The organism is uncultured Ellagibacter sp. (genome assembly GCF_934636505.1).
Lineage (GTDB): Bacteria > Actinomycetota > Coriobacteriia > Coriobacteriales > Eggerthellaceae > Ellagibacter.
Genome location: NZ_CAKUAL010000034.1, coordinates 1 through 22,495 on the forward strand (window position 1 = coordinate 1; position 22,495 = coordinate 22,495).

The following is a 22,495-nucleotide window of genomic DNA, read 5'->3' on the forward strand; positions in this document are numbered from 1 at the left end:
ATGAGCAACGACCTCATGCGCTTCTCGGTGGCGATGCCCGAGGAGCTTTTGATGCGCTTCGACCAGCTGGTCGCTCGCCGCGGTTTGGCGAAGAACCGCAGCGAAGTCGTGCGCGATCTGGTGCGCGATGCGCTTGTCGAGGACGAGTGCGCGACGCCTGGCGTGGAAGTGATGGGCACGCTGACGATCGTGTTCGACCATCATGCGTCGGATGTGCAGGAGAAGCTGCACAACATCCAGCACGACTACTTCGGCAACATCGTCTCCACGCTCCACGTGCATCTCGACCAGCATCATTGCCTGGAAGTGGTGATCCTGCGCGGTGAGACCGGGCTTGTGCAGACCATCGCGAACCTGATCCTCGGCACGAAGGGCGTGAAGAACGGACGACTGGTCCTCACCACTGCGGGCGAAGGATTGTAGAGGGGCTTTCGCGAAGGGTCCCGCGGAGGGCGCCGCGGAGGGTTCTCGCGAAGGGCCCACAAAGAGCCCCCATAAAGGAAAAAGACGCGCGAAGCGCCCAGGTGGGCGGCCTGATTGGTCGCAGCCTGGGCGCTTCGTTGCGTTCGCGCTAGTCTTTGGTCGGGAAGTACGGGCAGCCTTCCTTGAGGCACTCGGCGTTTCTCGTGTAGAACGCGCAGGTCACCTTTTCAGGCACTTCCATTTCCACGCCATGCATCTCCTTGGCGAAGGCGACGCCCTCGAGGATCGCCGTGAACCCTGTGCGCTTGCAGCAGCGCGGGCCTCCCAAATCGGCGAGCTTCCCCAAGATGCGCGAGGTCAGGCGCTGCGTTTGTGCCCAGGGGTCGCGCGTCATGGGCGTCGACCCGGAAACGATCGACCACCATTGCCCGGCGCTCGTCGCGGCGCCGCACGTGCCCCAGAATCCGCAGGTGCCGCCCGGCACGAGAAGCGAGCGTTTCTGCAGCTCGGCAAGCGCCTTGTCCAAGTCGATGTCGCCGCCGGCGTTTCTGTAGGCAGCCATGAGCGAGGCCCCGATGAGCGTGTGGTGCTCAGGTCCGTTCGGGTAGATCGACTTGTCGGCCATGATCTTCTGCGCGATGCGGATGGGATTTTTCGAGTCGGTCTCGCGGCATACGGCCATGATGTGCTCGACCCCGCCCGCGCGATGGCACGCGTCGCACACGTAGTGGCCTTCGACGCAGACGGAATGCCCCGTCTCCTTCTTGCCACAGATCTGGCAGGTGACGTCCTGCGCCTCCTTGAAGTAGGCAAGCGGCTCCCCGCACACCAGGCAAATTCCCTTTCCTGCTGACATACCTCTCCTCTCTTTCGCCTCAACCAGGCTAGCTCCACTTCACCGTCTTGCGAACGAGAAGCCCCACCAGGAAGTCCAAAATGGTGACAACGATTCCAACCATGATAATGCCCGCGACGACGTTCGTGTAGTTCGCGTAGTTCGTGTAGTTGATGACGAAGTACCCAAGCCCGCTCGTGGCGCCGTACATCTCGGCCATGACCAGCATCAACATGGCGGTCGGCAGCTGCGTTTTCAGCCCGGTTGCAACCGTGGGGTACAGGTACGGCAGAAGAACCCGGAAGATCATCGTGGGCGTGGAGAGGCCCATCATCCGCGCCGAGTCGAGGATGTGCTTGTCGAGGGATTCCACGCGCAGGATGGTGTTCAAAAGCGTCGGCCAGAAGATGCCGAGGAAGATGACGGCGACGGCTGCGGCCTTAAACGAGGGCAAAAGCATCACGAGATACGGTGCGAACACGATAGCCGGCACGGGCGCGAGCACGTGCGCGATGGGGTAGACCGCTTCGCGCACCTTGGGCATCCAGCCTACGAACAGCCCGATGATGTTACCGGCGATAAGCGAGGTGATGAAGCCTTCCGCGAGCAGGATCATCGACGACGTCACGTTCTTGAGGAGCTCCTCCCATCGCGCGGGGAACACGGCGAACACGTTCTCGGGGTTGGGGATGAGCACCGGGTGCGTGAGCTTTAGGTCGGTCGACACGGTTTCCCAAACGATGAGCAACAAGAACACGACGATCACGATGTGGCACGTCGAGCGCTTCCGCCCGCCCGCGAAATAGCGCCACAAGAACAGCGCCTCGATGATCGCCGCGGCGACGTAGAAGGGGGCGCTCGTCTTCGGGTGGACTTTGCCGGGGATCGCGATCGCTGCGAGAAGCGCCAGGAACAGCACGTTTGCCAGAATAAACGACACGGTGAGCACCTGGCGTGCGCGGCTTTTGGTCGAGGCGGGCGCAGGCGTTGCAGTGCTCGCACCGGCACGCTCGGGTGTGCGTGCGCCCTCGTTCTCGGTATGCTCGGCGGCACGCGCGCTCTCGCCCCCGACGGCGCGTGCGCCGCCTGCGACGGGCTTTTTCCCGAATGGCATCAGCGGTCCTCCTTTCCCGTTGCGGTGGTGTCGAACAGCTCCATGACCTCGCGTTTGACGTCGCGCAGCCGCGCGTCTTCCACGATGGCCTCGGCTGTGCGGTCGCGGTCTTTCGGCAGGATGAATTCGCGCGTGATGTGGCGTGGCTCCATGAACACGATGCGGTCGGCGAGAATGAGCGCCTCGTCGATGTCGTGCGTCACGAAGACCGCTGTCTTGCAGCAGCCTTCGCCTTCGTTCCACAGGCGCAGCAGCAGCTCCTGCAGCTTGCCACGGATAAGCGGGTCGAGCGCGCCGAAGGGCTCGTCGAGCAGCATCGTTGGCGCGTCGATGCCCAGTGCGCGGGCGATCGCCACGCGCTGGCGCATGCCGCCCGAGAGCTGAAAGGGGTAGCGATTTGCGGCGTCTTCCATGCCTACCTGGGCAAGCAATTCGAGCGCGCGCACCTTCGCCTGCTCCTTGGAGATGCCCTTGTTCGTCTGGCGGATCGAGAACGTGACATTCTTAAGGGCGGTCTGCCAGGGGAACAAAGAGTAGCTTTGGAACACGATCGACCGGTCGGGGCCGGGCCCTGAAACGGGGGTGCCGTTGATGAGGATTTCTCCCGAAGTTGGCATCGACAAGCCTGCGAGCAGGGACAACAGCGTCGACTTGCCGCACCCCGAATGACCGATGAGGCATACGAACTCGCCGTCGTCGATTTCCAGATTGACGTTTTCGAGCGCTAAATACGACTCGTTGCCGTCGACGTAGGAATAGCTGACGTTCTTGAATGAGATAGCAGGCATGGGATCCTCACGATACCGGATGGGAAAGACGCGCGCCCGCAAGCCAGGCCGCGGGCGCGCGCTGGGGGAAGGTGGTTAGATGCCGAGCGTGTTGTGCTTCTCGTATTCGGCGGCGAGCTTCTCGTAGAAGTCCTTGTTCTCGCCGCGCTCGATAAGCGCATCGAGTGCTGCCTTGTAGATGGTGGAGTCCATGTGCTCGACGATGAGCTCCTTGTTGGTGTCGTCGATGTCGCCGTTGTCGATCATGTCGCCGTAGAACGCCTTCACGTCGTCGGTGTAGGGGTCCATCTCGAATTTCATCGCGGCAACGTAGTCGCCCTTGCCGTACGTGATGTTCTCGATGTACTCCTCGGGCTGGCCGGAGTACTCGACGATGGTCGCGATGGTCCCCGCGTGGTCGCTTTCGATGTCGTAGAGGGCGCGCAGGTTGGCGATCTCGAACTTGATGAGCGCCGAGCGCTTCTCTTCGAACGCCTTGCGGTTCGTGGTCTGGCGGCAGCAGGGGAACTCCTTGCCCGTCAGCTCGTTGGGGCGAAACGCCACAGCGCATTTGCCGCCCTGCGTGGCGACGTAACCGTAGCCGCTGTTCACGAAGCACATGTCGATCTCGCCGTTTTCAACTGCGGCAACTTCGGCGGCCGAGCTCTCCAGCAGGATGAATTCCACGTCCTTGCCGTCCTCGATGCCGTTTTGGCGCAGCCAGCTCTTGGTGATCATGTGGCCGGTCTCCATGCGGAAGCAGCCGATTTTCTTCCCTTTGAAGTCTTCCGGCTTCTTGTAGGAGTCCTTGTTCTCGATAAGCGTGACGCACTCGGAGCCGTCGGCGACGGTGCCGCCGAAGATGACCAGGTCATCGCCTTGTCCGATGTAGGTGCAGGAAGGGATGGAACCGAAGGGGAGCACGTCGGCGGTGCCGTTGGAGAGCGCAGGCATTGCCTCGGGGAAGCCGCCCGACACGGTCTGCGTGGCGACGTTGAGCTTCTCCTCTTCGTAGTAGCCCTTCTTGAGGGCCAAGATGATGGCGGCGATCTTCGAGTCCTTGCCCAAAAGCACGATGTTGAGGTCTTCGGTGTCGGCCGAAAGCGTGTTGTCGTACTTGCTTTCGGGGGCGTCGGTTTTCGCCTCGGACTTGTCTTCGGTTTTCTGCTCGCTTGCGCAACCGCCGAGGGCGGCGATGCCGGCGAGTGCGCCCGCGGCTGCCGCGCCCTTGACGAAGGTGCGGCGAGAGAGTTCGTTACTGATTTGAGCCATTCGGTTTCCTCCTTGGCTTGGTGGAATGTCCCCTATAAAGACGTGATTCACATATAGCACACAATCCAGTATTGGATATAGGACAATGCTCTGAAATGGCACTATTTTTTCTTGAACAGATAGTGGATGAACTGGGAAAACTCTAGCAAGTAGCTAGGAATTATTAACCTTGCTAAACATACTTAAACAGTCGGGATAAATCTGTTTTCGGCTGAATGGCGGCTATAAGGCAATTGACAATAATTGCATCGTAAGCGTATGGTTCGGCAATAGCCTAGCGGTAGCCTAGGATTAACAGGAAAGGTGAGAACATGGGTGATATTCGCGAACAGGTCAAGGAATACTACAGCAAGATGTCCATCGACAATGGTGGTGAGATGGCAACTCATACCTGCAGCTGCGGCACCGACAGCTTGCCCCAGTACATCAAGGATGTCTTAGCCGAGATTCCCGAGGAAATCACCTCGCGCTTCTATGGTTGCGGAAGCCCGCTCCCGCCGGCGCTTGAAGGATGCACCGTGCTCGACCTGGGCTGCGGCACCGGCCGCGACGTCTATCTGGCGAGCAAGCTCGTCGGCCCCGAGGGCAAGGTTATAGGCGTCGACATGAACCCCGATCAGCTTTCGTTCGCCAGGAGCCACCAGGCCGAGATGGCCGCAAAGTTCTACGACAACGTCGAGTTCATCGAAAGCTACATCGAAGACCTCTCCGCAATTCCCGACGGATCGGTCGATGTGGTCATCTCAAACTGCGTCATCAACCTCTCGCCTATGAAGGAGCAGGTCTTCAAAGAGATTTGGCGCGTGCTTAAGATTGGCGGGGAGCTGTACTTCGCAGACATTTTCGCTGATCGCCGCATTCCGAAGGAAATCAACGAGAACCCGCTTCTTTTGGGCGAGTGCTTGGGCGGCGCGATGTACATTGAGGACTTCCGCCGCATGATGGCGCGCGTGGGCTGGGTCGACTTCCGCTATATGAGCTCGTCGGCGGCCAGTATCGACAATCCCGAGGTCGAGGCGCTCGTGGGCAACATCCAGTTTAGCTCGCGCACCGTCCGCGCGTTCAAGTTGCCCGATACGCTGGAGGACATTTGCGAGCAATACGGTCAGACCGCCATCTACCGCGGCGGTATCGAAGGGTGCGAGAACTACTTCGACCTGGACGACCATCACCGCTTCTTCAAGGACCTGCGACTCGACGTGTGCGGCAATTCCTGTAGCTACGTGCAGGACACGCGCTTCGGCAAGTACTTCACCATCTACGGCGACCGCTCCATCCATTTCGGCCCCTACGAGGGCTGCGGCAACGCCCCCTCGGTTGACGGTGGTGGCTGCTGCGGCGGCGGTTGCTGCTAGCGAGTGCGGGCTGGCCTTTTCTTGCTCCTGTTGTTTACCTGCCAACGCGCGGTGGGCCGTGCCCTGCCGCGCGTTCTGGCGTATGATGGGGCAAACTGAGAAATCGCTTCATCCACGAAGGGGGATTCATGTCCAAGAAGGAAAAGAAGCAGAAGCTGGGAAAACTCGCCCAGGCGGCGAAGCGCGCCAGAAAGGGCAAGGCGTTGGCTGACGAGTGCTCGTGCGGCCAGCCCGCCGAGCGCGCGATCGTCGCGTTCGATCAGTGGAAGCCCTCGCCCGTGCCCGCCGCGGAATCGGCGACGCTTCCGCCCTATAGCTCGGATGCGGCCTACAGCTGCTCCGACGATGCCTATGCTGGGCGCAAGAAAACAGTCGTTGTCGACTTTTTGTACCTCGATCTTACGGTGTGCGAACGCTGCCAGGGTGCTGACAAACGCGTCGAGCGCGCGGTCGAGCTGTGCCGCCCGGTGCTTGCTGCATGCGGCTACGACATCACGCTGAACTCGGTGAACGTCGATAGCGAATGGCTTGCCGAGCAATACAACTTCTACAGCTCGCCGACCGTTCGCGTGAACAACGTCGACATCTGCCCCTCTATCGAGGAGAACGACTGCGACTGCTGCAGCGACATCGCCAACTACGACGTCAAGTGCCGCCTGTTCCCGTTCAACGGCACGTACTACGAGGTGCCGCCGACGGATTTGCTCGTGCGCGGCATTATGGAGGTCGTGCTCCAAGGCCGTACGGCCGAGCCGGGCGCCGACAAGCCTTACGAGCTGCCCGAGAACCTCGCCGGATTCTTCGCCGGCAAGCGCAAAAAGGACGCGGAGGAGCGCGTTGAGCAGGGTGAGAGCTGCTGCGGGGACAGCGACGAATCCTCTTCTTCGAGCTGCTGATAGGCAGCCTGCGGGCGGTCGCCCGCAACAACTGCTCGCTAAACATGGTTTTGCGCTGATAAAAGACTCTGTTTAGCATTGGATTCAATCCACTACTTTCAAGAACTGTAGTAGAATAGCCCTTAACGATGCGGGTGCGCAGTTGATGCGCGCCCGCGCTGTATGTTTAGCGAAAAAAGGGAAGGAAGCTAATGGAACTCAATCTCAATCGCCGCCAGTTCGTCGCGGCGGGAACCGTAGCTGCGATGGGCGCTATGGCCGGTTTGGCCGGGTGCTCCTCGAACGATTCCAAGACCGATGCCAAGACCGACGACAAGAAGGTCGAAGCCCCCGAAAAGCTCGTGTTCGCGTGGGAGCCGGGCGCGTCGGAGGGCAAGTACGAGAACATGCGCGACCTCATCGCCGAAGCGATGGCCGAGGGCGCGGGCGTGCCGTGCGAGCCTATGACCACCACCGACTACAACGTGTGCATCGAGGCCGTGAACTCGGGCAAGGCCCACTACGCCTCGCTCGGTGCCAAGGAGTACGTCGAGCTCCACAAGAAGAATCCTGCGGTCGAGGTTGCCTGGGTCCTCTCCGACGGGGAAGGCAAACTGAACCAGGTTTCCTACCATTCCCAGATCCTCGTGCTCGACGAGAACGCCGACAAGTACAAGAAGGGCGACTCCTACGAGCTCACGCAGGACGCCATGAAGGGCAAGAACATGTCTTGGGTCGAGCTTTCCTCGACTTCGGGCTATGTCATTCCCTCGATCGCGCTCGCGACCGAGTTCGGCATCTCCGACTCCGAGGAGCTCGGCGAGTCGGGCAAGTTCTTCAACACGGTGCTCTTCGGCGGCAGCCATGTGAACTCCATCTACAACGTGCTCACCGGCGACGCCGACTTCTGTGCGTGCGATGACACCGGCGCCGCGAACAACTACAACGTCGTCGAGGGCGAAAACGGCGAGCTTGGCGCCGTGTACGAGATCAAGTCCGGCCTCGAGGCTCCGCTCGACAAGTACGCCGGCGTGAAGCTTCGCTGCGTGTCGTCGCTGCCCGTCCCGGCCGTTCCCTTCGTCGTGAACACCGATTACGTGCCCGAGGACATGAACAAGAAGGTCATCGACTACATGTGCTCCGACGCCGTGTCCGGCAACAAGGAACTGTTCAAGGACCCGAAGGACAAGGACACCGTGACCAAGTGGAAGCAGACCACGGGCAAGGTCACCTTCACTCCTGCCGACGACTCCTATTACGACGACTTCCGCAAGCTTATCGGCGAGGAATAGCGTTTTCTCGCGCATACTAGGCGCGATGTGATTTCGAAGGGAAAGGAGGCGCCCGTGAGCGCGACTGAGACACTGCTCCAGGTCGAGGGGCTGACGAAAAGCTACGATGGCTCCTCGAAGGCACTCGAAGGCGTCTCCTTCTCCTTGAATCGCGGGGAGTTCGTCTCCCTTATCGGCAGCTCGGGGGCGGGCAAGTCCACGCTTTTGCGCTGCATCAACCGCTTGATTGACCCGACTGGCGGCTCCGTCGTGTTCGATGGTCGGGAAACGTCGTCGGCGCGCGGCCGTGCGCTGCGCGAGATCCGCCGTCGCATGGCGATGGTCTTTCAAGGGTACAACCTGGTCTATCGGTCGACGGCGATCGAGAACGTTCTTCAGGGCCGTCTTGGCTACAAGAATTCCCTCATGGGCGCTCTCAGCATCTTCACGGAAGAGGAGAAGCGCGCCGCGTTCGACGCCCTCGAGCGCGTGGGGCTCGGGTGCTGCGCGTACATGCGTGCCGACCAGCTTTCGGGCGGGCAGAAGCAGCGTGTCGGCATCGCCCGCGCGCTGGTGCAAGACCCGCTGCTCATCTTGGCCGACGAGCCCATCGCAAGCCTTGATCCGAAGTCGTCGAGAACGGTGATGGAACATCTGCGCTGGGCCGCAGACGAGCGGGGAATTGCCTGCTTGGTAAGCCTTCATCAGGTGGAATACGCGCTTGAGTTCTCCGACCGCATCATCGCGGTGTCGGACGGCAAGCTCGTTTTCGACGGGGCCCCGAACGATCTGACCCCGAGCATCATCGCGTCGGTCTATGGCGAGGAGGATCCCTCGAGCTCGACTGCGGAGTGCTGCTGATGGCTCTTCTCAAGAAGCGCGGGTGCGCCGGTTGCCAGCCGGTTGGCGAATCGCCCGCAGACGCGGGGAAGGCGTCGCCCGACCCGCTGTTCTTTCCGAAACGACACGCGTCCTATGCGGGCATTCTCGTCGCCTTCCTCGCGGTGACCTTTGTCGCGGGCGGCCACATCGACTTCAGCTTTCTTGATGCGGCCAAGGATTTCCCTGGCGGCTTCGTGTGGCTCATCGAGCAGTTCATGCCGAATGCCAAGGCGTTCGACCAGATGGGAAAGATCACTTCCGCGCTCGCCATGACCATCTTGGACGCCATCGCCGCAGGCACGCTTGCCGCTGTCATTGCGTTCATCCTGGCCGTCATCGCCTCGCGCGTCTCGGGGGTCGGCGGCCCTGTTCAGATGGTCATCCGCGCGTTCGCGACGGTGCTTCGCAACATCCCGACCGTCGCGTGGGGCTTCATCCTGCTTTTCTCCTTCAAGCAGGCGGAGTTCACCGGCTTTCTGGCTCTGTTCTTCAAAAGCCTCGGCTTCCTGACGCGCGCCTTCATCGAGACGATCGACGAGGCGGACGCGGGGTCGATCGAGGCGCTCAAGGCGACGGGGGCGTCGCGGCTCCAGATCATCGTGCACGGCGTCTTCCCGTTAAGCCTGACGCAGGTGGTGAGCTGGGTTCTCTACATGATCGAGACGAACTTCCGAGACGCGACGCTCGTCGGCATGCTCACGGGCACGGGAATCGGGTTCGTGTTCAACTGGTATTACCGCACGTTCAAGTATCCCACGGCCGGGCTCGTCATCATCTGCATCGCCGTGGCCGTGATCGTCGTCGAGGCGGTCTCTAACTACGTGCGCCGCCGCATCGGCGCGCCCGACGGCCATTCGGGCGAGATGCGCGCCTCGCGCGGGAAGATCAAGGTGCGTGTGTGCACGACGTCGGGCACCGTGCTCGCCGTGCTCGTCGCCTTCCTCGCCGTCGCAACGACCTACACGATGGTGAACATGGGCTACGGTTCCGCCGACACGATGCAGGCGGCGTCTGACCTGGTCGAGTACTTCAAGCTCATGTTCCTCTCCCCTTACCTGTCGAACTACACCTGGGCCGACATGTTCGAGGGGCTTGCCGTGACCATCTGCATCGCGGTGCTCGCGACGGCGGGCGGCGCGCTCATTGCGCTCGTGCTGTCGCTCCTTGCAGCGAGCAACCTGTCGAACAAGCTTGTAAGCAACATCATCAAGACCGCGATGGCCATCATCCGTTCGGTTCCTACGATTATTTGGGTGCTCGTGTTCACCGTTGCCATCGGGCTCGGCTCCGAGGCCGCCGTGATCGGCATGATGTTCCACACCGTTTCCTTCCTGACGAAGGCGTTCTCCGAGGCGTTCGAGGAGGTCGACCGGGGCTCCCTCGAGGCCCTCAAGGCGACGGGCGCGACGTGGTGGCAGCAGGTTGCGCGCGGTGTGTTCCCCGACAAGCTCAACGAGATACTGTCGTGGGTGTTCATCCGCTTCGAGAACAACTTCGTCGGAGCGGTCACCGTCGGCGCCATCGCGGGCTCGGGCGGCATCGGTTACTATCTCTACATCGTTGCGAACTACATGTTCAACTGGCACGAGATGGGGCTCATCATCTATCTCTGCCTCGCCGTGTCCGTCACGTTGGAAATCATCGCCACGCAGCTGCGCAAGCGTTTCATCGTGCATCGCTAGTGCGGGCGAACGGGTAAGATGGCCGCATGGAATCATTCGAACTGACATTGACGCATTATTCAGGCGATGGGGAAAGCGTCGTCGTGCCGGAAGGCGTGACGGTGATAGCGCATCGTGCGTTCGCGAACAACGACTCCGTGCGCGAGGTCTTGCTGCCCGAGGGCGTTGTCGAGGTGGCAAGCCAGGCGTTCGGCTCGTGCGTGCATTTGCGGCGTGTCTCGCTTCCGGGCTCGCTTGAGGTACTCGGCCCCGCCGCGTTCCGCGGGTGTCGCGAATTGCGGGAAATCAGCCTTCCAAAGAAGGTGAAGACCATCCCTGAGCAGGTGTTTCTTCGTTGCTTCCATTTAGAAGAGGCTGTCTTGCCCGAAGGGCTTGAGGTGATCGAGAACGAGGCGTTCCGCAAATGCGGCGATCTTCGGTCGACCGACCTCCCGTCAACCGTGAACTGGGTCGGCGAGCGATGCTTCAAAGATTGCGCCTCGCTTGAAGAGATAACGCTGCCTGCGGGGGTGCGCTCGCTTGAATCCGAGGTATTCGCGGGGTGCGCGAGCTTGCGGGCGGTTCGCTCGGCTTGCGCGCTTGATTACATCGCGCCCGACGCGTTCGATGGCTGCGCAGCAATCGAGGTTCGCCCATGGACCGAGTGATTCCGTCGGCGTGCCAGGGGTGCCTGTCGAACTGCCCCGTGCTTGTCACGGTGGAAGGCGGTCGCGCGGTGAGGGTTCGCGGTAACGCGGCGAGCACGGCGACGGGCGGGGGTGCGTGCCCGGCCCTCGCGATCACGCTCGAGCAGGAGTACGATCCCGACCGCGTGTCGACGCCGTTGCGTCGTCGCAATCCCCGAAAGGGCCGCGGAGTGGATCCCCAGTTCGAGCCCGTGACGTGGGATGAGGCCCTCGATGAGCTTGCCGATAGGATGATGACCCTGCGTCGTGCGGGGCATCCGGAGCGCTTTGCCCTCGCGAAGGGGCGCTCGACCGGTATCAACGAGGTGCTGACACGCGTCCTCCCCGAGATTTACGGTACGCCGAACAGCTTCAATCATGATTCCATCTGCGCCGATGCAGAAAAGCTGGCGACCGGTGCGATGGATGGGACATACGACTACCACGATTACGACTGGGAACACCTGGAGTGCGCCATCCTGTGGGGAACCGATCCTGTCGCGTCGAACCGCCAAAAGGCGCACGCCAGGCGCGCCCTTCCCGAGGCGCTGCGTCGCGGTGCGGCGGTTTACGTCGTCGACCCTCGCCGCTCGATGACGGCCGAGCTCGTCGAGAAGGAAGCGCGTCGTGCGGGAGCTGGAAGCCCGGAGGCTTGCGACTCCTTCACAAGGAATTGCTCCGACGCCGGTTGCTGGGTCCCCGTTGTTCCCGGAACCGACGGCGCCCTCGCGTCCGCCATTGCCCGCGTGATTCTCGCCGAGGGGCTTTGGAACCGCGACTATGTCGGCGATTTCGAGGGCGGCGAGAACCTCTTTGCCGAGGCGGCCCAGCTCAAGGGCGGGGTGGATGAGTCCTCTTTCCAGGAGCGATTCACGCGCGGGGTGTGCACGTGGTGGAACGAGGAGCTTTTCGACAAGACGCCCGAATGGGCCGAAGCGGAGACGGGAGTTCCCGCGTCCGCTATCGTGCAGATGGCGCGCATGTTCGCGGGGGCTGGCCAGCGTGCGGTGTCGTGGATTTCTCCCGGTGTCGCCATGTCGGCTCGCGGCCTCTACTCGGGGATGGCTTGCTATGCGCTCAACGGCCTCGTCGGGTCCGTCGGGGCGGAAGGCGGCGTGCTCGCCTTCCCTTCGCTTCCCGTCGAGAAGCTCCCCAGCACCGAGCCGTATCGCGACGAGGTTGCGCGCCGCGCATGTTCGCAGCCTCGCGTTGATGTCCCTCAGCGAGCTGACTTCCTGTGCGCCAAGGCGGGTCGCGCACATCGCGCCCCGGTCACGAATCTAATCCCCGAGGCTATTGAGGGAAGTCGCGTCGATACGCTCGTTGCCTACTGGTGTAACTTCCCGTTTTCGTGCACGGGGGCCAAGCGGTGGGAACGCGCGCTCGAAAAGCTCCCGTTTCTCGTGCATGTGACGACCCATATCTCGGAGATGTCCCGGTTTGCGGACATCGTACTGCCGGCATGCCATCATCTGTTCGAGACGTGGGGGTTCGCGCGTTGTCGCCAGAACATGCGCTCCTCGGTTGTGCTCGAGCAGCCGTGCGTCGAGGCTTTCGGCGAGTCGCGCAACGATGAGGCGGGCCTCGCCTTCGCATTGGCCGAAAAGCTTGCCGACCGCGGTTTTCCTGCGGTGCTTGACTACTTTCAGCACGAGTGCGCCGACCCGTGTTCGGGCATTTCCCCGACATCGGGGGAGGAACTTGCGGAAAGCGCGCTCAAGATGATGACCTCTCGGATGTGGCACTCTGACGAGCCGGATGCCCTGGATGACGCCTGGCGGGACTTCCTCGCGAAGGGCTTCTGGGAGACCGCCTCTGTTCGCGGCAGCCAAGAGGGCAGCGATCCTTCGCCTCTTTCCACCCCGACGGGGCGATTCGAGTTCGAGAGCGGTGCGCTTCGCCGCGCGTTCGAAGAGCACGCTCGGCGTTTCGGGGTTGCTCCTGAAGAGGTTGCTGCGGCGCTTGGGTATGAGGCGCGGGGGCGCAAGAGCCTTGTGCCGCATTACGAACCGCCTGTTCGCAAGGGAAGCGAGCGCGAATTCCCCTTCGTGTTCTCCCAGCATCGCTCGATCGTCAACCTGGAAGGTCGATCGGCGAACGCCCCGCTTTACCACAAGCTGAAGAGGCTCGATCCGGGGGATGAGCCGGGGGACGACGTCGTGAAGATCCACCCGACCGACATGGAACGCCTTGGTCTTCGCTCGGGCGATATGGTGCGCGTGTCGTCGCCTGAGGGTTCGATCGTCGTGCGCGCGAAGGCATGGGACGGGACGCGTCCGGGCGTGGTCGTGAAGTGCTACGGGCAGGGGCATTGGGCGTACGGCCATGTGGCGGCATGCGACTTCGAGCAGGGCATTCCGCGCGGAGGCAACAACAACGAAATCATCCCGGCAGAATGGGAGCGGGCAAGCGGCGCGACGGCGCGCCATGGAGGCCTCACCCGCGTGCGCATAGAGCGCGCGTAGGTGAATGGGGCTTCGGCGCGCTATCTTCCCATTGCTGCCAGAGCGGCCGAATTGCAGACAACGCACTTTCATTGGGCCGGCCCTTCTCCCGCTCCTGTTGTTTACCTGCCAACCCGTCGGCGGGCCGTGCCCCGCCGCGCGTTCTGGCGTATGATGGGGCAAACGAACGATTTCCCCGTGCTCGACAAGCGCGACGCGGGCGGCAAAGGTAAGGGAGTCCTCATGGACGAGAAAGTGATGCTCGGGCACGGCAGCGGCGGATCGATGATGAAGCGCATCATCGACGAGGTATTCTACGAGGCGTATGGCAACGACGAGCTTCTGCAGGGCAACGACGCTGCGGTTCTGCCCGCGCCCAAGCCCGGCGAGCGGCTGGCGTTCTCTACCGACAGCTTCGTCGTGACCCCCCAATTCTTCCCCGGCGGCGATATCGGGCGGCTCGCTATTTGCGGCACGGTAAACGATGTGGCCACCTCAGGAGCGCGCCCGCTGTATCTGAGCTGCGGTTTCATTCTCGAAGAAGGCTACCCTATGGCCGACTTGAAGCGCATCTGCTCAACGATGGCGGAAACGGCGCGCGAGGCGGGAGTGCGCTTGGTCACGGGCGACACGAAAGTGGTGAACCGCGGTCACGGCGACGGTGTGTTCATCAACACCGCGGGCGTGGGCGCGGTGCCCGAAGGGGTGAACCTGGGCGGCGAGCAGTGCAAGCCGGGCGACAAGGTGCTCGTCAGCGGCACATTGGGCGATCACGGCATCACCATCATGAGCTGCCGAGAGGGCTTAAGCTTCTCGGCCGACCTGCAAAGCGATGCGGCTCCGCTGAACCACCTGATCGCCGGTGTTCTTGCTGCTGCGCCGAACACGCGCTGCTTCCGCGACCCGACGCGCGGCGGTTTGGCGTCGACGCTCAACGAGTTCGCCGATCAGGCGCAGGTCGACATCACCATCGACGAGGACTCCGTGCCCGTGAAGGACGCGGTGCGCGGCGCCTGCGAGATGCTCGGCTACGATGTGCTCCAGGTGGCGAACGAAGGCAAGATGGTTTGCGTTGTCCCCGATGACGAGGCGGATGCCGCGCTTGACGCCATGCGAGCGAACAAGTACGGCGTCGATGCGGCGATCATCGGCGAAGTGGGCGAGATGCAGCCCGAGCGCGGGCCGAAGGTGTACCTGCGCACGGCTTTCGGCGGCAAGCGCATTCTCGACATGCTGGTGGGCGAGCAGCTCCCGCGCATCTGCTAGTAGGCCCTTGCTGGCAGACTCCCCGCTAGCGAGCCCCAGCTGCGAGTCCTCGCCGGGGGAATCCCCGCTAGTGAGCCTGCCCTCCAGCTACCCCTGCTAGCGGCCGCTTCTTCTGAGCCCTTGCGAGCGAGAGCCTCTGCCGCGAACCCGTCCTTCAGCGATCCTCAAGCGGGATGGAGCAGTTCGCCCCATAATGGGGAATAATCATCGGACGCGCCGCGAGGCGTATCCGACTTTGCTCGGGACATTTTGACGTCTTGGCATCAATTCGCGCCGCACCCTGAAAAACGCTCGATTTCCCTTGCATTTAACGGCTGCAATGGTATCTTTTCGGGCAGTAGTTTCCCGAGCGTGCGGTGGTCAGCCGCGAGAGGGCGTCGGGATTCGCTTTCATCTGAATGAGACGAGAAGGAGTTTGACATGGCTCACCCGGTTATTGATGCAGATGAGTGCATCGGCTGCGGCATTTGCGTTGACGCCTGCCCGCAGGAGGTTCTCGAGGTCGTCAACGGCGTTGCGGCTCCCGTGAACGAGGACAACTGCATCGCATGCGGCGATTGCGTCGAGGAGTGCCCGATGGGTGCTATCCCCGAGGTTGTCGAGGAATAAACCTCGCAGACAAAGCGAGAAAAAGGCCGGCTGTCCAATCGGGCAGCCGGCCTTTCTGTTTGCGGGGCGCCCCGCCTACCCGATGAGGCTCACGAACAGCTCGTGAATCCGCAGGTCGTCGTCGAGCTCGGGATGGAAGGCTACGCCGAGCTGGTTGCCGGCTCTCACGGCGACGATGCGCTCGTCGACTGTGGCGAGCGGGGTTGCGCCCTCGTGGACTTCGGCGATGTAGGGCGCGCGGATGAACGTCATGGGAACGTCGCCCTCGATGCCTGAAAACGGTGCTTTCGCGTGGAAGCTCCCCAGCTGCCGGCCGTAGGCGTTTCGTCGCACCGTGACGGGCAGCGTGCCGAAAGCGCCCGGCGCGACGTCTCCTCCGACCACTTCCGCCGTGGGGTCACCTGCAGTGGGGACGCCTTCCTCGACGGTTTGCGCGAGGAGGATGAGCCCCGCGCAAGTGCCCATAACGGGTATGCCGTCCGCAATGCGGCGGTGCAGCTCGTCGATCATGCCGAGCTCGCGCAGGAGCTTCGCCTGCACCGTGCTCTCGCCGCCCGGCAGCACAAGTGCGTCGAAAGGCTGGCGAACGTCGGGCCCTTGTCGCAGTTCCACGCATTCGCATCCTAGCTTCGAGAGCGCGCGCTCGTGTTCGATAAACGCCCCCTGAACAGCCAGGACGGCTATTTTCTTTCCCATATGAAGACCTTTCAGGCGATATCGGCGTCCGGGGCGGCCTACTTGCCGCGCTCGGCCATGAGCAGGGCAATCTCGTTCTCGTTGATACCGACCATCGCTTCGCCAAGGTCCTCGGACAGCTCGGCGATGAGCTTGGCATCGGTGTAGTTCGCCACGGCCTTCACGATGGCCTGCGCGCGCTTGGCGGGGTTGCCTGACTTGAAGATGCCCGATCCCACGAACGCGCCCTCGGCGCCGAGCTGCATCATGAGTGCGGCGTCTGCGGGGGTCGCCACGCCGCCGGCGGCGAAGTTCACGACGGGCAGCTTGCCGTTCTCGTGCACGTACTTCACCAGGTCAACGGGCACCTGCAGCTGTTTGGCCGCCTCGAACAGCTCGTCTGCGCGCAGGTTCTGGACGCGGCGAATCTCGGCGTTCATCATGCGCATGTGGCGCACGGCCTGGATGACGTCGCCAGTGCCTGGCTCGCCTTTCGTGCGGATCATCGTGGCGCCCTCGGCGATACGGCGCAGTGCCTCGCCCAAGTCGCGCGCGCCGCACACGAACGGCACGTTGAACTGGGATTTATCGATGTGATAGGTGTCGTCGGCGGGGGAGAGCACCTCGGATTCGTCGATATAGTCGATGTCGATGGCCTGCAGCACCTGCGCTTCTACGAAATGCCCGATGCGGCACTTCGCCATGACGGGGATGGACACGGCCTCTTGGATTCCCTTGATCATCTTCGGGTCGCTCATGCGGGACACGCCGCCCGCCGCGCGGATGTCGGCGGGGATGCGCTCGAGCGCCATGACGGCGCAGGCGCCGGCCTCTTCGGCGATGTGCGCCTGCTCGGGTGTGGTGACGTCCATGATGACGCCGCCTTTGAGCATCTGTGCGAGCTGGCGGTTCAATGCGACGCGCTCGGCTGCGGTTTGCGGTTCAGGCATTTCCTACTCCTTCTATCGGTATTTGATAGTTTGGCATCATACTTCCGATTTGAACCTGTTAACATGGTCAAATTGCGAGTAATAAATAAGACCAGATTGAGGCGAGGGCGAGAAATGCTGTCTTACGACATGGGCGAGCGAGGGAATGCGAGCCGCTACGACTACCTCTATCGGCGTATTCGCCACGATATCGCCCACGGGAACATCTTGCCTGATGAAAAGCTTCCCTCCAAGCGAGCCCTCGCGCGCAACCTTGGCGTGAGCGTCATCACGGTCGAGGCTGCCTATGCCCAGCTCATCGCGGAAGGCTATGTTCGCGCCGAAGAGCGCAGGGGCTACTTCGCGTGCGAGCTTTCCCCTGTTGCGCGCGGCGGGCGGCAGGGTGGGGCGCGCAACAGGGGAAATGCGCGGACCGGCGGCGTTTCCGGAGGTGCCGCCGGACAGCGTGGTTTCGCTTTCGAGGGCGCGACGGGGAGGCATGCCGCGTCTCCAGACTCCGATGCAGCCCGGTCGCCCGCCGCTTCCCCTACGCGAAGGCTTGCGTCCCTTCGCTTTCCGGCGCATACGTTCGGCGACTCCCCGTTCTCCGATTCCGCGGGCGACCCGATGACCTTCGTGCCTTCGTCGGGGGCTGCGGCGACGGTGCTTTTCCCCTATCAAACGTGGGCGCGCGTGATGCGCCGAACGCTCACTGAAGAATCCTCGGCGACGCTTGCGGAGGCGGCGCTCGCCGCAGGGTCCCCGCGCTTGCGCCAGGCGATAGCCTCTTACCTGCGCGAATACTGCGGAATGGAGGTGCCTGCCGAGCGCATCGTCATCGCCGCGGGGTCACAGACGCTCTACCAGCTGATCGTCCAGCTGCTGGGGCGTGAGCGCACCTTCGCGACGGAATGCCCGGGGTATCCGCTGCTCGAGCGCATGTACGATGCCCAGGGCGCGCGCTGCGCGAGCGTTCCGCTTGCGGCGGGAGGCATCGACGTCGCTGCATTGAGTGAAAGCGGCGCGAGCGTGGCGCATGTGATGCCCGCTCACCAATTCCCGACGGGGGTCGTCATGTCCGCTGCCCATCGACGCGATTTGCTCAACTGGTCGCGAATGGATGCGGCGCGGGCGTTTTCCTCCGACGGGCCGCGCGGCCGCTTCATCATCGAAGACGACTACGATGCGGAATTCCGCATGTCGGGGCGCCCGATCGCGCCGCTCGCGAGCGTCGATGTGGCGGGGCGTGTCATCTATTTGAACTCGTTCACGAAAAGCCTCGGTGCGGCATTCCGCATCGCTTATATGGCCCTCCCCGAGGACCTCGCTGCGCAATTCGAGCTCAAACTGGGTTTTTACTCGAACACGGTCAGCCCACTCGAGCAGCTTGCTCTCGCCCGCTTCATCGAGCAGGGACATTACGAGCGGCATGTGAACCGCCTGCGTACCCATGTGAAGCGGCTGCAGGACGGGCTGGTGGGCCGCGTGCGCGAGAGCTCCCTTGCGAAGGAAGTCGCGTTCGAAGGGCTCGACCGGGGACTCTACTTCTTGATGCGCGTGCGCAAAGGCACGCAAGACCGCGCTGTGGGGGCACTGCAGGCGGCGGGCGTGCAGCTTGCCTTCTTGGGGAGAGGCCCTCTTGCCTGGTCGGGTGCTCAATCGGGGGAGTCGGTCTTCGCGCTCAATTGCGAGAGCCTCAACATCGAAGAACTTGTCTTGCCGTAGCGCCGCGCGAGGCGGGGCCCTCGTTTGCCGCGGGCTTGAGGAATGCTCGCAGCCGCGGGGCGCGAGGGGGCTTCCCGGCCTGCTGCTGCGCCATCGTCTTGTCGTGGGCGCGCCGCGGGGCGCGAGGGGGCTTCCTCTTCACCGTGGGACTGTGAGCCCCTTTTCGTCGGAGCGCCTCGGCTTTAAGCGCTCTTCCCCCGCCTTGATTGGCCTCCTTGAGTCTTCCTGACTTAGATTTCATATGCGTCATCTTCATAATTCCTGCATACCAAAATTTGCGTTAGCGCAGGTCAATCGTCTGAGCAACACTTTGGCAAAAAACCTTAGCGAAATACAGAAGCAAACTTGACAGCATCACACTTAGATTTTATAGTACACAATATCGAACGGGTAGGTCGATGGGGCAGCCGCGAAAACTCGGAGCGGCTCTTCTGAAAGCCTCCCTTCGAAACCACGGTAACTATCTCTACAAAGGAGAGGAAACATAATGTCTAAGATTCTCGGTATTGACTTGGGTACCACGAACTCTGCAATGGCGGTCATGGAAGGCAGCGAGCCTGAGATCCTCGTGAACGCCGAAGGCGATCGCACCACCCCGTCGGTCGAGGGCTTCCGCAAGGACGGCGAGCGCGTCGTCGGCAAGGCCGCGAAGAACCAGGCAGTCACCAACCCGGAGAACACGGTTTCTTCCGTCAAACGTTTCATTGGCCGTTCCTTCAACGAGACGAAGGCTGAGCAGGCCAAGGTGAGCTACAAGGTCGAGGCAGGCAAGGACGGCCGCACGGTCATCGACATCGAGGGCAAGACCTACACCCCCGAGGAAATCTCGGCAATGGTGCTCCAGAAGTTGAAGACCGACGCGGAGAAGCAGGTCGGCAGCCCCATCACCCAGGCCGTCATCACCGTGCCCGCGTACTTCAACGACGCGCAGCGCCAGGCGACGAAGGACGCTGGCAAGATCGCCGGCCTCGAAGTGCTCCGCATCATCAACGAGCCGACGGCAGCCGCTTTGGCTTACGGCCTCGATAAGACCAACAAGGACGAGAAGATCCTCGTGTTCGACCTCGGCGGCGGCACCTTCGACGTGTCCATCCTCGAGCTCGGCGACGGTGTCTTCGAGGTTGCTGCAACCGCTGGCGACAACCAGCTCGGCGGCGACGACTGGGATCACCGCGTCATCGATTGGCTGGCCGACAAGTTCGCGGCCGACAACGGCGGCATCGACCTGCGCCAGGACAAGATGGCGCTGCAGCGTCTGAAGGAAGCGGCGGAGAAGGCGAAGATGGAGCTCTCCTCCACCACGCAGGCAAACGTCAACCTGCCCTTCATCACGGCTGACGCCACTGGCCCGAAGCATCTGGACTACACGCTGACCCGCGCGGAGTTCGAGCGCATCACCAAGGATCTGCTTGATCGCTGCCGCAAGCCTGTTGAGCAGGCGCTGCGCGACGCGAGCATGTCCCAGGGCGACATCGACGAGGTCATCCTCGTCGGCGGCTCCACTCGTATGCCGGCCGTTCAGGAGCTCGTGAAGAGCATGACGGGTAAGCAGCCGAACATGTCGGTGAACCCGGACGAAGTCGTTGCTATGGGCGCGGCTGTTCAGGGCGGCGTGCTCGCTGGCGACGTCGAGGGCATCCTGCTTCTCGATGTTACCCCGCTGTCCTTGGGCGTTGAGACCATGGGCGGCATCATGACCAAGATGATCGACCGCAACACCACCATCCCGACCCGCAAGACTGAGGTCTACTCCACCGCCGCCGACAACCAGACGTCTGTGGAAATCCACGTCCTGCAGGGCGAGCGCCAGATGGCGAACGACAACAAGACGCTCGGCCGCTTCCAGCTCTCCGGCATCCCGGCTGCTCGTCGCGGTGTTCCGCAGATCGAAGTCACCTTCGACATCGACGCGAACGGCATCGTGAACGTTTCCGCTAAGGATCTGGGCACGGGCAAGCAGCAGCAGATCACCATCTCCGGCTCCACCGCGCTTTCCGACGACGAAGTCGACCGCATGGTGAAGGACGCCGAGACGCACGCCGCCGAGGACGCTCAGCGCAAGGAAGAGATCGAGACGCGCAACAACGCCGACTCCCTCGTGAACGCGACGCAGCAGACCCTCGATGAGCTGGGCGACAAGGCTCCGGCCGATGCGAAGGCCGCTGCCGAGTCCGCTATCGCCGAGGCGAAGAGCGCGCTTGAGGGCACCGACATCGAGGCCATCAAGGCCGCGGTCGAGAAGCTCCAGCAGGCAGGCTACAAGCTCGCCGAGGTTGTGTACTCGCAGAACGGCGGCGATCCCGCGGCTGCGGCTGCCGCAGCGGCCGGTGCCCAGGGCGGCGCGGCTCCTGCCGACGACGACACGATCGAAGCTGACTACGAAGTCGTCGACGACGACAAGAAAGAAGGCAAGTAATCGCTATGGCGAAATCTGGAAAGGACGACGCCGTGAGTATTCCCATCGATGATGCCAACACGGGCGCAGAGGCTCCCTCCTCCCCAACCTGCGCCAACGATAGCGCCACCGCGGCCGATGCGAAGTCGGCTGCGGAGGGCGCTGCCGCCGAAACGGTAGAGGCGGAAGTGCTCGAAGGCGAGCCCGAAGAAGTGGAAAAGCCCGCCGGGGACGCCGAGGGTGAGAAGCCTGCCGATGACGCGGAAGCCGAAGCCGAGAAGGCTGCTGCCGAGCTTGCCGCCGCGAAGGCCGAGGCTGCCGAGTGGAAAGACAAGTTCATGCGCCTTCACGCCGAGTGGGACACCTATCGCAGGCGCACGAACGAGCAGCGCGAAGCTGAGAAGGTCCGCGCCGCGGAGAAGCTGGTCACGAGCCTGCTTCCTGTGATCGATGACTTTGAGCGCACGATTGACTACGCCGAGAAGAATGGCGAGGGCGAGCTGCTCGGAGGCGTCCGCGCGGTGCACTCCAAGTTCGTCGGCGTGCTCGAGAAGGACGGTGTGGAAGTGATCGACCCGGCCGGCGAGGCGTTCGATGCGCTGGAGGCCCAGGCGGTCGCGACCGTTCCCGACACGGAAGCGTTCGACGAGACGGTCCATGAGGTGTACCAAAAAGGGTACCGCCTTGGAGCGAAGGTCATCAGGCCCGCTATGGTTACAGTAACCACCGGCGGTCCGAAGCGACCCAAGCCCGAACAGGACGAAACCGAAGAGTAATGCATGGGGGCGGGCGCGTGAGTCCGCCCTCGTTTTTCAAGTGAGAAAGGCAGGTGGTCGTGTATGCCGGCAACTCCGGATTACTACAAAACGCTGGGCGTTCCGCGCACGGCGTCCACCGATGAGATAAAGAAGGCGTTTCGCAAGCTCGCGCGCAAGTACCACCCCGACGCGGGCGGCGACGAGGCCAAGTTCAAGGAGCTCAACGAAGCTTACGAGGTGCTCTCCGACGACAAGAAGCGCAAGCTCTACGACCAGTACGGCACGGCGAACGAGAACCAGATCCCGCGCGGCTGGGGCGGCGGCCAAGGCGTGAACGTCGAGGACATCTTCGGCGGCATGGGCGGTGCCGGCAGCTGGGCCGATATCCTGGAGAGCATCCGCCGTGGCGAAGGCGCCTTCGGCACGGAATGGGACTTCGGCAACTTCGGCGGCGGTGGGCGTCGAGGCCCTCGCCCGCAGAAGGGCAAGGACATGAACGTCACCTTGAATGTGACGTTTGACGAGGCCTTTCACGGTACCGAGAAGCGCGTGA

Annotated in this window: 20 protein-coding genes; 14 read left to right on the forward strand and 6 right to left on the reverse strand. The window is 62.6% G+C overall.

Annotated elements, in window-relative coordinates; all coding sequences use genetic code 11:
- On the forward strand, positions 1-423 hold a 423-nt coding region (gene nikR, locus Q0G18_RS05325), incomplete at its 5' end, for a nickel-responsive transcriptional regulator NikR (protein WP_158049136.1).
- 148 nt (positions 424-571) lie between these two features.
- Here the strand turns inward: nikR and Q0G18_RS05330 are convergent.
- From Q0G18_RS05330 to Q0G18_RS05345, 4 genes are all read right to left on the reverse strand, one after another.
- Positions 572-1,279: a DUF5714 domain-containing protein gene (locus tag Q0G18_RS05330; protein ID WP_297150389.1), complete on the reverse strand. Its 708-nt coding sequence runs from the start codon at positions 1,277-1,279 to the stop codon at positions 572-574.
- 28 nt (positions 1,280-1,307) lie between these two features.
- The gene (locus Q0G18_RS05335; protein ID WP_297150392.1) at positions 1,308-2,372 is read right to left on the reverse strand and encodes an ABC transporter permease subunit; all 1,065 of its coding nucleotides are present in this window, start codon (positions 2,370-2,372) and stop codon (positions 1,308-1,310) included.
- Positions 2,372-3,160: an ABC transporter ATP-binding protein gene (locus tag Q0G18_RS05340; RefSeq protein ID WP_297150395.1), complete on the reverse strand. Its 789-nt coding sequence runs from the start codon at positions 3,158-3,160 to the stop codon at positions 2,372-2,374. Before Q0G18_RS05340 ends, Q0G18_RS05335 begins: the two co-directional genes overlap by 1 nt.
- Positions 3,161-3,235: 75 nt before the next feature.
- Positions 3,236-4,411, reverse strand: coding sequence for an ABC transporter substrate-binding protein (locus Q0G18_RS05345; protein WP_297150398.1), 1,176 nt, complete (start codon positions 4,409-4,411; stop codon positions 3,236-3,238).
- A 311-nt stretch (positions 4,412-4,722) separates the two neighbouring features.
- Between Q0G18_RS05345 and Q0G18_RS05350 the strand changes: the two genes are divergently transcribed.
- From Q0G18_RS05350 to Q0G18_RS05390, 9 genes are all read left to right on the forward strand, one after another.
- Positions 4,723-5,766 carry a methyltransferase domain-containing protein gene (locus Q0G18_RS05350; protein WP_297150402.1) on the forward strand — a complete coding sequence of 348 codons (1,044 nt, stop codon included), beginning with the start codon at positions 4,723-4,725 and terminating at the stop codon, positions 5,764-5,766.
- A 128-nt stretch (positions 5,767-5,894) separates the two neighbouring features.
- Complete coding sequence (locus tag Q0G18_RS05355; RefSeq protein WP_297150405.1) at positions 5,895-6,662, forward strand: DUF2703 domain-containing protein; 768 nt, start codon at positions 5,895-5,897, stop codon at positions 6,660-6,662.
- A 191-nt stretch (positions 6,663-6,853) separates the two neighbouring features.
- Complete coding sequence (locus tag Q0G18_RS05360; protein WP_297150409.1) at positions 6,854-7,933, forward strand: PhnD/SsuA/transferrin family substrate-binding protein; 1,080 nt, start codon at positions 6,854-6,856, stop codon at positions 7,931-7,933.
- A gap of 54 nt (positions 7,934-7,987) precedes the next feature.
- Positions 7,988-8,773: a phosphonate ABC transporter ATP-binding protein gene (gene phnC, locus Q0G18_RS05365; RefSeq protein ID WP_297150412.1), complete on the forward strand. Its 786-nt coding sequence runs from the start codon at positions 7,988-7,990 to the stop codon at positions 8,771-8,773.
- A complete protein-coding gene (locus Q0G18_RS05370; protein ID WP_297150415.1) occupies positions 8,773-10,476 on the forward strand; it encodes an ABC transporter permease subunit in 1,704 nt (567 codons plus the stop codon). Before phnC ends, Q0G18_RS05370 begins: the two co-directional genes overlap by 1 nt.
- 26 nt (positions 10,477-10,502) lie before the next feature.
- The gene (locus Q0G18_RS05375) at positions 10,503-11,123 is read left to right on the forward strand and encodes a leucine-rich repeat domain-containing protein (RefSeq protein WP_297150418.1); all 621 of its coding nucleotides are present in this window, start codon (positions 10,503-10,505) and stop codon (positions 11,121-11,123) included.
- On the forward strand, positions 11,111-13,606 hold the full coding sequence (locus Q0G18_RS05380) for a molybdopterin-dependent oxidoreductase (RefSeq protein ID WP_297150421.1): 2,496 nt from the start codon (positions 11,111-11,113) through the stop codon (positions 13,604-13,606). Before Q0G18_RS05375 ends, Q0G18_RS05380 begins: the two co-directional genes overlap by 13 nt.
- 222 nt (positions 13,607-13,828) lie before the next feature.
- Positions 13,829-14,851, forward strand: a complete 1,023-nt coding sequence (hypE, locus tag Q0G18_RS05385; RefSeq protein ID WP_297150424.1) for a hydrogenase expression/formation protein HypE — start codon at positions 13,829-13,831, stop codon at positions 14,849-14,851.
- A gap of 420 nt (positions 14,852-15,271) precedes the next feature.
- Complete coding sequence (locus Q0G18_RS05390; RefSeq protein ID WP_158049141.1) at positions 15,272-15,460, forward strand: 4Fe-4S binding protein; 189 nt, start codon at positions 15,272-15,274, stop codon at positions 15,458-15,460.
- Positions 15,461-15,535: 75 nt separating this feature from the next.
- Here the strand turns inward: Q0G18_RS05390 and pdxT are convergent, their stop codons facing one another.
- Complete coding sequence (gene pdxT, locus Q0G18_RS05395) at positions 15,536-16,156, reverse strand: pyridoxal 5'-phosphate synthase glutaminase subunit PdxT (protein ID WP_297150428.1); 621 nt, start codon at positions 16,154-16,156, stop codon at positions 15,536-15,538.
- 38 nt (positions 16,157-16,194) lie between these two features.
- The gene (gene pdxS / locus Q0G18_RS05400) at positions 16,195-17,085 is read right to left on the reverse strand and encodes a pyridoxal 5'-phosphate synthase lyase subunit PdxS (RefSeq protein WP_297150431.1); all 891 of its coding nucleotides are present in this window, start codon (positions 17,083-17,085) and stop codon (positions 16,195-16,197) included.
- 114 nt (positions 17,086-17,199) lie between these two features.
- Here pdxS and Q0G18_RS05405 point away from each other — a divergent pair, with 114 nt between their 5' ends.
- The 4 genes from Q0G18_RS05405 to Q0G18_RS05420 form a co-directional block, all read left to right on the forward strand.
- Positions 17,200-18,789, forward strand: a complete 1,590-nt coding sequence (locus Q0G18_RS05405; protein ID WP_297150434.1) for a PLP-dependent aminotransferase family protein — start codon at positions 17,200-17,202, stop codon at positions 18,787-18,789.
- 487 nt (positions 18,790-19,276) lie between these two features.
- On the forward strand, positions 19,277-21,205 hold the full coding sequence (gene dnaK / locus Q0G18_RS05410; protein WP_297150437.1) for a molecular chaperone DnaK: 1,929 nt from the start codon (positions 19,277-19,279) through the stop codon (positions 21,203-21,205).
- Between the two features lie 5 nt (positions 21,206-21,210).
- Positions 21,211-21,960: a nucleotide exchange factor GrpE gene (locus Q0G18_RS05415; protein ID WP_297150441.1), complete on the forward strand. Its 750-nt coding sequence runs from the start codon at positions 21,211-21,213 to the stop codon at positions 21,958-21,960.
- 63 nt (positions 21,961-22,023) lie between these two features.
- Positions 22,024-22,495 (forward strand): DnaJ domain-containing protein (locus tag Q0G18_RS05420; protein ID WP_297150443.1); only part of this gene is annotated, 472 nt, incomplete at its 3' end.

Bases quoted from the DNA above. Each gene is read 5' to 3' on its own strand.
- Q0G18_RS05335 (WP_297150392.1), bottom strand. From the start codon at position 2,372: ATGCCATTCGGGAAAAAGCCCGTCGCAGGCGGCGCACGCGCCGTCGGG.
- Q0G18_RS05345 (WP_297150398.1), bottom strand. From the start codon at position 4,411: ATGGCTCAAATCAGTAACGAACTCTCTCGCCGCACCTTCGTCAAGGGC.
- Q0G18_RS05370 (WP_297150415.1), top strand. From the start codon at position 8,773: ATGGCTCTTCTCAAGAAGCGCGGGTGCGCCGGTTGCCAGCCGGTTGGC.
- hypE (WP_297150424.1), top strand. From the start codon at position 13,829: ATGGACGAGAAAGTGATGCTCGGGCACGGCAGCGGCGGATCGATGATG.
- pdxS (WP_297150431.1), bottom strand. From the start codon at position 17,085: ATGCCTGAACCGCAAACCGCAGCCGAGCGCGTCGCATTGAACCGCCAG.
- Q0G18_RS05380 (WP_297150421.1), top strand. From the start codon at position 11,111: ATGGACCGAGTGATTCCGTCGGCGTGCCAGGGGTGCCTGTCGAACTGC.
- Q0G18_RS05340 (WP_297150395.1), bottom strand. From the start codon at position 3,160: ATGCCTGCTATCTCATTCAAGAACGTCAGCTATTCCTACGTCGACGGC.
- Q0G18_RS05390 (WP_158049141.1), top strand. From the start codon at position 15,272: ATGGCTCACCCGGTTATTGATGCAGATGAGTGCATCGGCTGCGGCATT.
- Q0G18_RS05350 (WP_297150402.1), top strand. From the start codon at position 4,723: ATGGGTGATATTCGCGAACAGGTCAAGGAATACTACAGCAAGATGTCC.
- Q0G18_RS05355 (WP_297150405.1), top strand. From the start codon at position 5,895: ATGTCCAAGAAGGAAAAGAAGCAGAAGCTGGGAAAACTCGCCCAGGCG.
- Q0G18_RS05415 (WP_297150441.1), top strand. From the start codon at position 21,211: ATGGCGAAATCTGGAAAGGACGACGCCGTGAGTATTCCCATCGATGAT.
- Q0G18_RS05405 (WP_297150434.1), top strand. From the start codon at position 17,200: ATGCTGTCTTACGACATGGGCGAGCGAGGGAATGCGAGCCGCTACGAC.
- Q0G18_RS05330 (WP_297150389.1), bottom strand. From the start codon at position 1,279: ATGTCAGCAGGAAAGGGAATTTGCCTGGTGTGCGGGGAGCCGCTTGCC.
- dnaK (WP_297150437.1), top strand. From the start codon at position 19,277: ATGTCTAAGATTCTCGGTATTGACTTGGGTACCACGAACTCTGCAATG.
- Q0G18_RS05375 (WP_297150418.1), top strand. From the start codon at position 10,503: ATGGAATCATTCGAACTGACATTGACGCATTATTCAGGCGATGGGGAA.
- Q0G18_RS05360 (WP_297150409.1), top strand. From the start codon at position 6,854: ATGGAACTCAATCTCAATCGCCGCCAGTTCGTCGCGGCGGGAACCGTA.
- pdxT (WP_297150428.1), bottom strand. From the start codon at position 16,156: ATGGGAAAGAAAATAGCCGTCCTGGCTGTTCAGGGGGCGTTTATCGAA.